This is a genomic window from Variovorax ginsengisoli (assembly GCF_030811835.1).
Classification (GTDB): Bacteria; Pseudomonadota; Gammaproteobacteria; order Burkholderiales; family Burkholderiaceae_C; genus Variovorax; species Variovorax ginsengisoli_C.
The window spans coordinates 1-14,478 of record NZ_JAUSRO010000015.1 but is presented as its reverse complement, the minus strand read 5'-3'; the positions used below and the strand labels follow the sequence as shown (position 1 = coordinate 14,478).

Genomic DNA, 14,478 nt, shown 5'->3' with positions numbered 1-14,478 from the left:
CAGCAGCAGCTGGAGCAGGACCGCCGCAGGCCGAACGATCACGCGCGAAAACCCCGCGCGCGCTTCAGAGGGCGGACTTTTCGAGCAAGGCGTAGAAGAAACCGTCGTGATCACCCAGAGGATTGTCCGGGACGCTGCGCCGATTCCCGGCGCTTTGCGGCAGCAAATGACCCGGCGAGGGTCGCAATCGGGCGTCAGTGTTGTGTGCAAGGAACGCATCGATCTGGTGCGAACCTTCTTCGCGGAAAACCGAGCAGGTGCAGTAGAGCAGCCGCCCGCCCGGTCGAACCAGCGGCCAGAGCGCCGCCAGGAGCATGGCCTGCTGGAGCGCAAGCTGTGCCGTATCGCTCTCGCGGCGCAACCAGCGCACGTCCGGATGCCGCCGGACGATGCCCGACGCGGTACACGGCGCGTCGAGCAGGATGGCGTCGAAGGGCGCGCCGTCCCACCAGTCGGCCGGACGGCCGGCATCGGCGACCACGACGCGCGCCTCACGCCGGATGCGCGAGAGGGTTTCGCCGATGCGCCGGCTGCGCTGCGCATCCACCTCGAGCGCCACCACCTCGATCTCGCCTGCCGGCATCATTTCGAGCAGGTGCGCCGTCTTGCCCCCCGGCGCGGCGCAGGCGTCGAGCACGCGCAGCGGCGCACCGCCGGCCGGGCGCTGCAACCCTTGCAAAAGCAACGGCGCGGCGAGCTGTGCAGCGGCATCCTGCACCGAGGCATCGCCTTGGGCAAAGCCCGGCAGTTGCTGCACCGGACGGGCACGCTCGAGCTGGACGCCGCTTGCGCCCACCGCCCTGCCCTGCAGATCGACGGCCGCCAAGGCATCCAGATAGTCGGCCACGGTCGTGTGCCGCACGTTGACCCGCAGCGTCATCGGCGCCTGCATGTTGTCGGCCGCGAGCACGCGCTGCCAGTCGCGCGGGTGGTCGCGCTTGAGGCGCTCGATCCACCAGCGCGGGTGGTTCCACTGGGCGACCGGTTCGGTTTCGGTGGCCGCCACGAGTTCGTCGCGCTCGCGCAGGAAACGGCGCAGGCACGCGTTGATGAAGCTGGCCTGCGCACGGGTGGCCGGATTGCGCTTGGCCGCCTCCACGGCCTGGTCGACCAGGGTGAACGGTTCGTAGGGCGCGGCTTCACCATCCCAGGCCAGGGCCAGGGCGGTGCACAGCAGCGCATCGGCCGGTGGTGGTGGCGTGCGCTTGGCCAGATGCCGGCGCAGGGCTTCGGCACGGCCGAGCCAGCGCAGCACATGGAAGCCCAGCGACTGCACACCCGGGCGCAAGGCCGGCTCCACGGCATCGAAGGCCACCGAGCCGGAGACGCCGCTGCGAATGGACGCAAGCGCGCCGGCCGTCAACTGCAACTGGCGCCACAGCGGCGGTTGCAGGGATGAAGGGGAACGGGAAGGGTCAAAGGTATCTTGTTGCAACGGAAGTCGATCGTAGTTCAGCCCAGCGTGGCGGCGGGCCGGAGTTGCATCACCCATGCCACCAGCACGGCCGGGAACTGCCGGATGGCAGCGTTGTATTGGGCCACGTTCAGATTGAACTGGGCGCGGGCGGTTTCAGGCAGCGCGGCAGGGTCGGGCCACGCCATCGCCGCGGCCTGGGCATCGCCGCCGGACGCCTGCAGACGCGTCCAGGTTGCCTGCATCACCTGCAGTGCCGTTCCCTGCGCGGCCATGCCGGCCGGGTCGAGTGGACGCACCCGCGTGGCACCCAGCACGGTTCGCAACTGCTCGGCAGTGGCACGCAACGATGCCAGCCCCGCCTCATCGACGCCACCGGGAGGCGGCGCCTCGGTGCGTGCGAGCACATGGGACTGAATGGCATCGACCTGGCGCACCAGCGCCGCATCGAGCGTGACGTAGGCCTGGAGCGCCGCCGAGCGCAGCCGCACGAGGCGGTTGTGTGCACCGACGAACCAGAACAGCAGAACCGCAGCGGCCAACCAGCCGCCCAGCGAATCCGGGAGGTGGCTCATGCGCACCTCCACGGCAGAAAAAAAGCCCCCCGGCCGCGAGCGGAAGGGGGGCGTTTCGGGCCTGTCATGGCCTTGGAACCGGGCGCTGGCGCCGCATTATTCCGTCGCGGCGCCTTCGCTGGCATCCGCCGTGCTGGCGTCGTCGGTCGAGGAACCTGCCAGTTCGGCAGCTTCCGACTCGGCGATCGCGCGGCGCTCGGCTTCGTCCATCGCGTCCTTGACCTTGCGGGCCTGGTGGTACGCCATGCCGGTGCCGGCCGGGATCAGTCGACCCACGATCACGTTTTCCTTCAGGCCACGCAGCTCGTCGCGCTTGCCCATGATGGCAGCCTCGGTGAGCACGCGGGTGGTTTCCTGGAAGGAAGCCGCCGAGATGAACGAGTCCGTCGACAGCGATGCCTTGGTGATACCGAGCAGCAGGTTGGTGAACGTTGCGGGGATCTTGCCTTCGGCGCGCAGGGCGTCGTTGGTGTTGAGCATTTCGCTGCGTTCGACCTGTTCGCCCGAGATGTAGTTCGTGTCGCCGATGTTGTCGACCACGACGCGGCGCAGCATCTGGCGAACGATCACCTCGATGTGCTTGTCGTTGATCTTCACACCCTGCAGGCGGTACACGTCCTGCACTTCGTCCACGATGTAGCGCGCCAGTTCTTCCGAACCCAGCAGTCGCAGGATGTCCTGCGGATCCGCCGGGCCGTCGACCACGGACTCGCCCTTGTTCACCACCTGGCCTTCGTGCACCAGGATGTTCTTTTCCTTGGGCACGAGCTCTTCATACACGCCGCCTTCGGGGTCGGTGATCTGAAGGCGGATCTTGCCCTTGGTTTCCTTGCCGAACGACACGGTACCGGTCATCTCGGCCAGCATGCCCTTGTCCTTGGGCGAGCGGGCTTCGAACAGCTCGGCCACACGCGGCAGACCGCCGGTGATGTCGCGCGTCTTCTGGCCTTCGACCGGGATGCGGGCCAGCACTTCGCCGGGGCCCACGTCCTGGCCGTCGCGGATCTGAACCAGCGAGCCGATCGGGAAGCCGATGGTCACCGAGTGATCGGTGCCCGGGATCTTCACTTCCTGGCCTTGCGCGTCGATCAGCTTGACCTGCGGGCGAACGATCTTGGCAGCGCCACGGCGCTTCGGATCGATCACGACCAGGGTCGACAGACCGGTCACTTCGTCCACCTGCTTGGCGACCGTCAGGCCTTCCTCGACGTTCTCGAACTGCGCCTTGCCGGCGAACTCGGTAATGATCGGGCGGGTCAGCGGGTCCCAGTTGGCGAGGATGACGCCGGCCTTGACGGCCTGGTCTGCCTTGACCGCCAGGATGGAGCCGTAAGGCACCTTGTGGCGTTCGCGTTCGCGGCCGTGTTCGTCGTGAATGATGATTTCACCCGAACGCGAAATCACGACCAGCTCGTTCTTGCTGTTGGTCACGTAGCGCATCGTGGCGTTGAAGCCGATCGAACCGTTCGACTTGGCTTCCACGCTGGAGGCAATCGCCGCACGCGACGCTGCACCACCGATGTGGAAGGTACGCATCGTCAGCTGCGTGCCGGGCTCGCCGATGGACTGGGCAGCGATCACACCGACGGCTTCGCCGATGTTGATCAGGCCGCCGCGGCCCAGGTCGCGTCCGTAGCACTTGGCGCAGATGCCGAAGCGGGTTTCGCAGGTCAGCGCGGTACGCACCTTGACCTCGTCGACGCCTTGCGCCTCGAGCTCTTCGATGTTGTCCTCGTCGAACATTTCGCCCGAAGGCAGCAGCACGGCACGGGTTTCCGGATGCAGCACGTCCTCGGCAGCCGAGCGGCCCAGGATACGGTCGCGCAGCGACTCGATCACCTCACCGCCTTCGACGATGGCGCGCATCATCGAACCGTGGTGCGTGCCGCAGTCCTGTTCGATCACGACCAGATCCTGCGTCACGTCGACCAGGCGGCGCGTCAGGTAGCCCGAGTTCGCGGTCTTCAGCGCGGTGTCGGCCAGACCCTTACGGGCACCGTGGGTGGAGATGAAGTACTCCAGCACGTTCAGGCCTTCGCGGAAGTTCGCGGTGATGGGGGTCTCGATGATCGAGCCGTCGGGCTTGGCCATCAGGCCCCGCATGCCGGCCACCTGGCGGATCTGCGCTGCGGAACCGCGTGCGCCCGAGTCGGCCATCATGTAGATCGAGTTGAACGACTCCTGCTCGACGTCGTTGCCATGGCGGTCGATGACGCGCTGCTTGGACAGCTTGGCCATCATCACCTTGGACACTTCGTCGCCGGCCTTGCCCCAGATGTCCACCACCTTGTTGTAGCGCTCGCCGGAGGTCACGAGACCCGAGACGTACTGCTGCTCGATTTCCTTCACTTCCTTGGCCGAGCGATCGATGATGCCGTGCTTTTCAGCAGGCACCAGCATGTCGTCGATGGCGATCGAGATGCCCGCCTTGGTCGCAAGACGGAAACCGTTCTGCAGCAGCTTGTCGGCGAACACCACGGTCTCTTTCAGGCCGCACTTGCGGAACGAGACGTTGATGAGCTTGGAGATTTCCTTCTTCTTCAGCGCCTTGTTCAGGTTGGAGAAGGGCAGGCCCTTGGGCAGGATCTCCGAGAGCAGCGCGCGGCCCACGGTCGTATCGACGAGCTCGGTGTTCGGCGTGAATTCGCCGGTTTCCTTGTTCTTCGTGTACTCGGTGATACGCACGGCCACCTTGGCGGTGAGCTCGACCACGTTCGCGTCGAGCGCGCGCTGCACTTCACCGATGTCGGAGAAGATCAGGCCCTCGCCCTTGGCATTGATGCGGTCGCGGGTCGTGTAGTACAGACCCAGCACCACGTCTTGCGACGGCACGATCGACGGTTCGCCCGATGCGGGGAACAGCACGTTGTTGGAGGCCAGCATCAGCGTGCGGGCTTCCATTTGCGCTTCCACCGACAGCGGCACGTGGACGGCCATCTGGTCGCCGTCGAAGTCGGCGTTGAACGCCGCGCAGACCAGCGGGTGCAGCTGGATTGCCTTGCCTTCGATCAGGATGGGCTCGAAGGCCTGGATGCCCAGACGGTGCAGCGTAGGCGCACGGTTGAGCATCACCGGGTGTTCCTTGATGACCTCTTCCAGGATGTCCCAGACCACCGGCGTGCCCGATTCGACTTCCTTCTTGGCAGCCTTGATCGTCGTCGCGATGCCCATGGCTTCGAGGCGCGAGAAGATGAAGGGCTTGAACAGCTCGAGCGCCATCAGCTTGGGCAGACCGCACTGGTGCAGCTTGAGCGTCGGGCCCACCACGATGACCGAACGGCCCGAGTAGTCGACGCGCTTGCCCAGCAAGTTCTGGCGGAAACGACCGCTCTTGCCCTTGATCATGTCGGCCAGCGACTTCAGTGCACGCTTGTTGGCGCCCGTCATGGCCTTGCCGCGACGGCCGTTGTCCAGCAGCGAGTCGACCGCTTCCTGCAGCATCCGCTTTTCGTTGCGCGCGATGATTTCCGGGGCCTTGAGCTCCAGCAGGCGGCGCAGACGCGAGTTGCGATTGATGACGCGGCGATACAGGTCGTTCAGGTCGGAGGTCGCGAAGCGGCCGCCGTCCAGCGGCACCAGCGGACGCAGGTCCGGCGGCAGCACGGGCAGCACCTCGAGCACCATCCACTGGGGTTTGATGCCCGACTTCTTGAAGGCTTCGAGCACCTTGAGGCGCTTGGAATTCTTCTTGACCTTGACTTCGGAGCCGGTCAGGTCGCCACGCAGGCGTTCGATCTCGCTGTCGAGTTCGATGCCTTCGAGCAGATCCTTGATGCCTTCGGCGCCCATCTTGGCAACGAACTCGTCACCGAATTCCTTGCGCTTGGTGTCGTAGTCGTCTTCGGACATGATGCCGAACTTCTTCAGCGGGGTCATGCCGGGGTCGGTGATGACGTAGGCTTCGAAGTACAGCACGCGTTCGATGTCGCGCAGCGTCATGTCGAGCACCAGGCCCAGACGCGACGGCAGCGACTTCAGGAACCAGATGTGCGCGCACGGTGCGGCCAGGTCGATGTGACCCATGCGCTCGCGGCGAACCTTGGTCTGCGTGACTTCAACGCCGCACTTCTCGCAGATGACACCGCGGTGCTTGAGGCGCTTGTACTTGCCGCACAGGCATTCGTAATCCTTGATGGGGCCGAAGATCTTGGCGCAGAACAAGCCGTCGCGTTCGGGCTTGAAGGTGCGGTAGTTGATCGTCTCGGGCTTCTTCACCTCGCCAAAAGACCACGAACGGATCTTTTCGGGCGAAGCCATGCCGATCTTGATGGCATCGAAATGCTCATCGGGCGTGAATTGCTTGAACAGGTCGAGTAATGACTTCATGTGACTCTTTCCTTGTCTGCTTATGAACGTTCGAGTTCAATGTCCAGACCAAGGGAACGGATTTCCTTGACCAGCACGTTGAACGATTCCGGCATGCCGGCTTCGATGGAGTGTTCGCCCTTGACGATGCTCTCGTACACCTTGGTACGGCCCTGCACGTCGTCGGACTTGACCGTCAGCATTTCCTGGAGCACGTAGGCCGCGCCGTAGGCTTCCAGCGCCCACACTTCCATTTCGCCGAAACGCTGGCCACCGAACTGCGCCTTGCCGCCCAGCGGTTGCTGCGTGACCAGCGAGTACGGGCCGGTCGAGCGTGCGTGCATCTTGTCGTCCACCAAATGGTGCAGCTTCAAGAAGTGCATGTAGCCCACGGTGACCGGACGTTCGAACTGGTCGCCCGTGCGGCCGTCGTACAGGTAGGCCTGCGTCCGCGTGTCGGTCAGGCCCTTGACCTTGGCGATGTCGTCCGGGTATGCCAGCTTGAGCATGCCGCGGATTTCTTCTTCGGTCGCACCGTCGAACACCGGGGTCGCGAAGGTAGCGCCGTCGGTCAGGTTCTTGGCCATGTTGAGCACGTCCGCGTCGCTCAGCTGGGCCAGGTCTTCCTTGCGGCCGGCGCCGTTGTAGAGCTGGTCCATGAAGGCACGCAGTTCGGCCACCTTGGTCTCGGCCTGCAGCATGTCGCCGATGCGCTGGCCGATGCCCTTGCCGGCCCAGCCCAGATGCACTTCAAGCACCTGGCCCACGTTCATCCGCGAAGGCACGCCCAGCGGGTTCAGGCAGACGTCGCACGGCGTGCCATCGGCCATGTGGGGCATGTCTTCGACCGGAACGATCTTGGACACCACACCCTTGTTACCGTGACGGCCGGCCATCTTGTCGCCGGGTTGCAGGCGGCGCTTGACGGCCAGGTAGACCTTGACCATCTTGAGCACGCCCGCAGGCAGCTCGTCGCCTTGCGTGAGCTTCTTGCGCTTTTCTTCGAACGCGAGGTCGAAGCTGTGGCGCGTCTGCTCCAGCGAGTTCTTGATCGACTCGAGCTGCGTGGCCACTTCGTCGTCCGCCGGGCGGATGTCGAACCAGTGGAACTTCTCGATCGACGACAGGTACGCCTTGTCGAGCTTGGTGCCCTTGGCCAGCTTGTTCGGGCCGCCATTGGCGACCTTGCCGGTCAGCAGCTTCTCGATCCGGTCGAACGCGTCGGCCTCGACGATGCGCAGCTGGTCGTTCAGGTCGAGGCGGAAGCGCTTGAGCTCGTCGTCGATGATCTGCTGGGCGCGCTTGTCGCGGGTGATGCCTTCACGGGTGAAGACCTGCACGTCGATCACGGTGCCCTGCGAGCCCTGGCTCACGCGCAGCGAGGTGTCCTTCACGTCGGAAGCCTTCTCGCCGAAGATGGCGCGAAGCAGCTTCTCTTCAGGCGTCAGCGTGGTTTCGCCCTTCGGCGTGACCTTGCCCACCAGCGTGTCGCCCGGCTGCACTTCGGCGCCGACATAGATGATGCCGGATTCGTCGAGGCGGTTGAGCTGCTGCTCGGCCAGGTTCGGGATGTCGCGCGTGATTTCCTCGGCGCCCAGCTTCGTGTCGCGGGCCATCACCACCAGTTCCTCGATGTGGATCGAGGTGTAGCGGTCTTCGGCGACCACGCGTTCGGAGATCAGGATCGAGTCTTCGAAGTTGTAGCCGTTCCACGGCATGAAGGCGATCAGCATGTTCTGGCCGATGGCGATCTCGCCCAGGTCGGTCGAAGCGCCGTCGGCGATCACGTCACCCTTGGCCAGCAGATCGCCGCGCTGGACGATCGGACGCTGATGGATGTTCGTGTTCTGGTTGGAACGCTGGTACTTGATGAGGTTGTAGATGTCCACGCCCACTTCACCGGCCACGGCCTCGGCGTCGTTCACGCGCACCACGATGCGGGTGGCATCGACATAGTCGACCACGCCGCCGCGGGTCGCAGTGACCACGGTGCCCGAGTCCACGGCAGCCACGCGCTCGATCCCGGTGCCGACCATCGGCTTCTCGGGACGCAGCACAGGCACGGCCTGGCGCGACATGTTGGCGCCCATCAGCGCGCGGTTCGCATCGTCGTGCTCCAGGAAGGGCACGAGCGAGGCCGCCACCGACACGATCTGCGCCGGCGACACGTCCATGTACTGCACGCGCTCGGCGCTCAGCAGCGTCGATTCGCCTTGTTCACGCGCGGACACCAGGTCGCCGGTCAGGCGGCCATCCTTGTCGAGCGCGGCGTTGGCCTGGGCGATCACGTACTTGCCTTCCTCGATGGCCGACAGGTAATCGATCTGGTCGGTCACCTTGGCGTCCACCACACGGCGGTACGGGGTTTCGATGAAACCGTACTCGTTCAGGCGTGCGTACAGCGCCAGCGAGTTGATCAGACCGATGTTCGGGCCTTCAGGCGTTTCGATCGGGCAGACGCGGCCGTAATGGGTCACGTGCACGTCGCGCACTTCGAAGCCGGCACGTTCGCGGGTCAAACCGCCCGGGCCCAGGGCCGACACGCGGCGCTTGTGGGTGATTTCGGCCAGCGGATTGGTCTGGTCCATGAACTGCGACAGCTGCGATGCGCCGAAGAATTCCTTCAGTGCAGCCGAGATCGGCTTGCTGTTGATCAGGTCGTGCGGCATCAGCGGCTCTTGTTCCGCTTGGCCCAGACGTTCCTTGACGGCCTTCTCGATGCGTGCCAGACCGGTGCGGTACTGGTTTTCAGCGAGCTCGCCCACGCAACGCACGCGGCGATTGCCCAGGTGATCGATGTCATCGACTTCGCCGTTGCCGTTGCGCAGGTCCACCAGGATCTTGACCACGGCCAGGATGTCCTCGTTGGACAGCACCATCGGGCCAGTCGACTCTTCGCGACCGATCTTGGCGTTGAACTTCATGCGGCCCACGCGCGACAGGTCGTACGTGTCCGGGTTGTAGAACAGGCGCTGGAACAGGGCCTGAACCGCGTCTTCCGTCGGTGGCTCGCCAGGACGCATCATGCGGTAGATGGCCACGCGCGCGGCAAACTCGTCGACCGTTTCGTCGATGCGCAGCGTCTGCGAGATGTACGCGCCCTGGTCCAGTTCATTCGTGTAGATGACCTGCACGTCCTGAACGCCGGCCGTGCGCAGCTTCTTGAGCAGCGCTTCAGTCAGTTCGTCGTTGGCCTTGGCCAGGATCTCGCCGGAGTCGGCGTCCACGATGTTGCGGGCGACCACGCGGCCGACCAGGAAGTCTTCCGGCACGCTGATGTGCGTGGTGTTCGACTGTTCCAGTTCGCGGGTGTGGCGCGCGGTGATGCGCTTGTCCTTGGCGACCACGACCTTGCCGGCCTTGTCGGTGATGTCGAAACGGGCGACTTCACCGCGCAGGCGTTCGGCGACGAACTCCATCTGCGCGCCGCTGTCCATCAGGCGGAAGTTGTCGTTGACAAAGAAGTTCGCGAGGATCGATTCCGGATTCAGGCCGATGGCCTTGAGCAGGATCGTGACCGGCATCTTGCGGCGACGGTCCACGCGGAAGTACAGCATGTCCTTCGGGTCGAACTCGAAGTCGAGCCACGAACCGCGGTAGGGAATCACGCGCGCCGAGAACAGCAACTTGCCCGAGCTGTGGGTCTTGCCCTTGTCGTGCTCGAAGAACACACCTGGCGAACGGTGCAGCTGCGACACGATGACGCGCTCGGTACCGTTGATGATGAACGAACCCTTGTCGGTCATGAGCGGCACTTCGCCCATGTAGACCTCTTGCTCCTTCACTTCCTTGACCACCTTCGACTGCGAAGTCGACGACTCGCGGTCATAGATGATCAGCTGGACCTTGGCGCGCACGGCCGACGCGAAGGTCAGACCGCGGGTCTGGCATTCGCGCACGTCGAACGCAGGCTTGGCCAGGTTGTACTCGAGGAATTTCATTTCCACGAAACCGTTGTGCGAAACGATCGGGAACGCGGCGGTGAATGCGGCTTGCAGGCCTTCGATGGTGCGCTGTTTCGGGGCGATGCCCGCTTGCAGGAACGCGGTGTACGCGTCTTTTTGCATCTGCAGCAGGTAAGGAATTTCAACGACGCTGTCGCGGCTGCCGAAATTCTTTCGGATGCGCTTGCGTTCGGTGTAACTGTACGTGGACGTTTGGGCCATGAGAGCTCCGGGGCTTGAGATCTTGCGCGACTTGTCAGCGGTGCTTGCGCACCACTGCTTGGCGGCTGGCCACTACCAGCCGTTGGCGGACAGTGATGCGTTGCACATCACCCGAACCAAGGGGTCTTCTGCAGTCGGGGTCAGAAGACACTCAAAAGCCGCGTTGGGACGTCGGCTTTTGGGTGCGCTCTGAAAGCGGCAAAGGCTGGAGGGCTCTTTCGAGCACCTCCAGCCCTTCAGGGGGTCTGAATTACTTCAGTTCCACCTTGGCGCCGGCATCTTCCAGCTTCTTCTTTGCGGCTTCAGCGTCAGCCTTCGACAGGCCTTCCTTGACAGCCTTGGGAGCGGCTTCCACCAGATCCTTGGCTTCCTTGAGGCCCAGGCCGGTGATTTCGCGCACGGCCTTGATCGCCGAAACCTTGTTCGCGCCAGCTTCCATCAGCATGACGTTGAATTCGGTCTTCTCTTCTGCGGCCGGAGCAGCAGCGCCGCCGCCAGCTGCAGGAGCCGACATGGCGGCTGCGCTCACACCAAACTTCTCTTCGATGGCCTTGACCAGGTCGTTGAGTTCCAGGACCGTCATGCTGTCGAGCGCGGTCAGAAATGCGTCTTTATCGAATGCCATTTTTGTTTCCTAACAATTGGGTTGAATTTGTCGATCTCAAGCTCAAGCGGCTTGAGCTTCGGCCGGAGCCTCGGTCGGTGCTTCGCCACCACCGCGCTGCTCGGCCAGCGCCGCGAGCACGCGGGCGGTACGAGAGATCGGGGATTGCATCAAGCCCAGCAATTGCGCCAGCAACACTTCCTTCGAAGGGATGTTGGCCAGTTGCTTCACGCCGTTGACGTCCAGAGCCTTGCCACCGAATGCGCCACCGCGAATGACCAGCTTGTCGTTGGTCTTCGCGAAATCGGCCACCACCTTGGCGGCGGCCACAGCGTCTTCGGAGAAGCTATAGATCAGCGGGCCGGTCATCTGGTCACCGACGACTTCAAAAGCGCTACCTGCAACAGCACGGCGAGCCAGCGTGTTCTTCAACACGCTGAGCGTCACGCCCTGGCTGCGCGCGGTATTGCGCAATTTGGTCATGTCGGCAACCGTGATGCCACGGTATTCCGCCATCACGAGCGTTTGAGCTTTAGCGGCGAGGCTGGTGACGTCACTGACGACCGCTTCTTTCTCACTGCGATTCAGACTCAAGGTCTACTCCTTTTAATGCACCCCTGGGCCGAGGCCTCGAGGTGCGCTTCATGCAGCGACCAACTGTTTCGGAAACGAATTCCTTGCAGTGGGATCGCCATCTGCGCTGGTGATTCCCCGAGAGGAGTCGATTAAGTGCAGCGAACTGCACGCCAGCGGTCTTGGATGGCCCAACCGATCCACCGTCCTGGGGACGGCTTCGCGGTGGCCCACCACATCGCCGCGCCCCGAAGGGTGCGGCAAATACTTCACATCAGGCCGATGCGATCGTTTGGGTATCGACGCGAACGCCCAGACCCATGGTCGACGACACGGCGACCTTGCGCAGGTACACACCCTTGCTGGTGGCCGGCTTGGCCTTGACCAGCGCGTCGACCAGTGCAGCCAGGTTGCTTTGCAGCTTGTCGGTGTCGAACGAACGACGGCCGATCGTGCCGTGGATGATGCCGGCCTTGTCGACGCGGAACTGGACCTGGCCAGCCTTGGCGTTGCGCACAGCCTGAGCCACGTCCGGCGTCACGGTGCCCACCTTGGGGTTGGGCATCAGGCCGCGCGGGCCGAGGATCTGGCCCAGCGTACCAACGACGCGCATCGCGTCGGGTGCGGCGATCACGACGTCGAAAGGCATGTCGCCAGCCTTGACCATCGCAGCGAGGTCGTCCATGCCGACGATGTCGGCGCCGGCTGCCTTGGCTTCTTCAGCCTTGGCGCCCTGGGCGAACACAGCGACGCGCTTGGTCTTGCCCGTGCCGTTGGGCAGCACGACGGCGCCACGCACGACCTGGTCCGACTTCTTCGCGTCGATGCCCAGTTGCACGGCCACGTCGATGGATTCATCGAACTTGGCGGTGGCGGCTTCCTTGACGAGACCGATCGCATCAGCCAGCGCGTACAGCTTGTTGCTGTCGACCTTGCCGGCCAGCGCCTTTTGCTTCTTGGTGATCTTGGACATTTAAACGCCCTCCACAGTCACGCCCATCGAGCGGGCGGAGCCGGCGATGGTACGAACGGCGGCATCCAGGTCGGCTGCCGTCAAATCCTTCATCTTGGCCTTGGCGATCTCTTCGAGCTGTGCGCGCGTGATCTTGCCGACCTTGGCAGTGTGCGGCGTGGCCGAACCCTTGTCCAGCTTGATGGCCTTCTTGATCAAGGTGACCGCAGGCGGCGTCTTGATGATGAAGGTGAAGCTCTTGTCCGCGAACGCGGTGATGACCACCGGCAGCGGCAGACCCGGCTCGACGCCTTGGGTCTGGGCGTTGAACGCCTTGCAGAACTCCATGATGTTCAAACCACGTTGGCCCAATGCGGGACCGATCGGTGGTGACGGGTTGGCCTTACCAGCTGGCACTTGCAGCTTGATGAAGCCGACGATTTTTTTCGCCATGCTTTGCTCCTTGCGGGTGATGACGCCACGGCATTTGCCATGGCTCCCCGGGGGTTAGGACTCTTCGATCAAAGCTGCGCGCCGAGTCGGACCACGCGCAGCCGGGGATGGGGCCGGTCTTTCGACCGGCGGCTCAGGTCTTCTCGACCTGGCTGAACTCGAGCTCGACCGGCGTGGCACGACCGAAGATCATGACCGACACGCGCACCTTGCTCTTTTCGTAGTTGACTTCCTCGACCGTGCCGTTGAAGTCCGTGAACGGGCCTTCCTTGACACGAACGAATTCGCCGACCATGAACTCGACCTTGTGACGAGGCTTTTCCGTGCCCTGCTGCATCTGGCTCACGATGTCCTCGACTTCCTTCTGGGAAATCGGTGCCGGACGGTTCTTGGCGCCGCCCACGAAGCCGGTGACCTTGTTGGTGTGCTTCACCAGGTGCCAGCTCTCGTCGTTCATGATCATTTCGACCAGAACGTAACCCGGGAAGAAGCGACGCTCGGTGGTACGCTTCTGGCCGTTCTTGATTTCGACGACTTCTTCCGTCGGCACCAGGATGCGGCCAAACTTGTCCTGCATGCCGGCGCGATTGATGCGCTCGGTGATGTTGCGCTCGACTGCCTTTTCCATGCCCGAATAGGCATGCACCACATACCAGCGGAGGTCAGGGTTGGCTGCGGGTGCCAGGATCGGCGTGTTTTCTTCCGGCGTGGTTTCGACGACGTCAGTCATTATTTTCTCCAGCCCAGAATGAGGTCAAAGAACACCCATTCGAGCGTCTTGTCGGTGAGCCAAAGGAATACGGACATGATCGCCACGAAGGCAAACACGTAGGCCGTCATCTGCATGGCCTCCTTGCGGCTGGGCCAGACCACCTTGCGCACTTCGCGCCAGGAGTCGCGGCCAAACGCCAGCAATTGCCGACCACTCTCCGAACTCGCGAAGGTGCCCACCGCGGCAGCCAGCAGCACCAGCAGCGCTGCCCATTGGGCCAGCGAGCCTTGGCGTGCCAACAGATAGTACGCCACGATGGCGCCCACTGCCAGCAGCACTGCGGCGGCCAGCTTGGCCTTGTCAGCACCGGTGCTCACGGTTTCGATTTGAGATGTAGCCATCTTCGGCAAGTTCCTGCGACCCTGAGGCCTTCAATTCATTTGCGCCGCATCAGACGCCGAAGCCCGTCGGGTCACGACGGGCCTTGGATGACACCGCCAGCTGATGCGGCGGGTCTTGGTTGCCACCTTAGGTGGCAGGGGCAGTAGGAATCGAACCTACAACCTTCGGTTTTGGAGACCGACGCTCTGCCAATTGAGCTATACCCCTCCGCAAACTTTTTGGCTTTTAGGCGAGAACCTTGGCGACCACGCCCGAGCCCACGGTACGGCCACCTTCGCGGATGGCGAAGCGCAGGCCTTCTTCCATGGCGATCGGGTTGATC

At 63.6% G+C, this 14,478-nt stretch carries 11 protein-coding genes and 1 tRNA gene; all 12 read right to left on the bottom strand.

Annotated elements, in window-relative coordinates; translation table 11 throughout:
• Positions 1-64: 64 nt before the first annotated feature.
• Complete coding sequence (gene rsmB, locus J2W36_RS20795; RefSeq protein WP_307691824.1) at positions 65-1,393, bottom strand: 16S rRNA (cytosine(967)-C(5))-methyltransferase RsmB; 1,329 nt, start codon at positions 1,391-1,393, stop codon at positions 65-67.
• A 59-nt stretch (positions 1,394-1,452) separates the two neighbouring features.
• The gene (locus J2W36_RS20790) at positions 1,453-1,989 is read right to left on the bottom strand and encodes a LemA family protein (RefSeq protein WP_307691678.1); all 537 of its coding nucleotides are present in this window, start codon (positions 1,987-1,989) and stop codon (positions 1,453-1,455) included.
• A 96-nt stretch (positions 1,990-2,085) separates the two neighbouring features.
• Complete coding sequence (rpoC, locus tag J2W36_RS20785) at positions 2,086-6,315, bottom strand: DNA-directed RNA polymerase subunit beta' (protein ID WP_307691677.1); 4,230 nt, start codon at positions 6,313-6,315, stop codon at positions 2,086-2,088.
• 20 nt (positions 6,316-6,335) lie between these two features.
• Complete coding sequence (gene rpoB, locus J2W36_RS20780; RefSeq protein WP_307691676.1) at positions 6,336-10,460, bottom strand: DNA-directed RNA polymerase subunit beta; 4,125 nt, start codon at positions 10,458-10,460, stop codon at positions 6,336-6,338.
• A gap of 250 nt (positions 10,461-10,710) precedes the next feature.
• Positions 10,711-11,085: a 50S ribosomal protein L7/L12 gene (gene rplL, locus J2W36_RS20775; protein ID WP_307691675.1), complete on the bottom strand. Its 375-nt coding sequence runs from the start codon at positions 11,083-11,085 to the stop codon at positions 10,711-10,713.
• 42 nt (positions 11,086-11,127) lie between these two features.
• Positions 11,128-11,658: a 50S ribosomal protein L10 gene (gene rplJ / locus J2W36_RS20770; protein WP_307691674.1), complete on the bottom strand. Its 531-nt coding sequence runs from the start codon at positions 11,656-11,658 to the stop codon at positions 11,128-11,130.
• Between the two features lie 253 nt (positions 11,659-11,911).
• A complete protein-coding gene (gene rplA, locus J2W36_RS20765) occupies positions 11,912-12,610 on the bottom strand; it encodes a 50S ribosomal protein L1 (protein ID WP_307691673.1) in 699 nt (232 codons plus the stop codon).
• Positions 12,611-13,042, bottom strand: a complete 432-nt coding sequence (rplK, locus tag J2W36_RS20760) for a 50S ribosomal protein L11 (protein WP_183024332.1) — start codon at positions 13,040-13,042, stop codon at positions 12,611-12,613. It abuts the gene before it with no gap.
• 133 nt (positions 13,043-13,175) lie between these two features.
• Positions 13,176-13,772, bottom strand: coding sequence for a transcription termination/antitermination protein NusG (gene nusG / locus J2W36_RS20755; protein ID WP_307691672.1), 597 nt, complete (start codon positions 13,770-13,772; stop codon positions 13,176-13,178).
• Positions 13,772-14,155 (bottom strand): preprotein translocase subunit SecE, encoded by a 384-nt coding sequence (gene secE, locus J2W36_RS20750; RefSeq protein WP_307691671.1) that lies wholly within the window; start codon positions 14,153-14,155, stop codon positions 13,772-13,774. The genes nusG and secE overlap by 1 nt, the downstream gene beginning before the upstream one ends.
• A 132-nt stretch (positions 14,156-14,287) precedes the next feature.
• Positions 14,288-14,363, bottom strand: a tRNA-Trp gene (locus J2W36_RS20745).
• Positions 14,364-14,381: 18 nt separating this feature from the next.
• The coding region (locus J2W36_RS20740; RefSeq protein WP_503169905.1) for an EF-Tu C-terminal domain-related protein at positions 14,382-14,478 on the bottom strand (97 nt) is incomplete at its 5' end.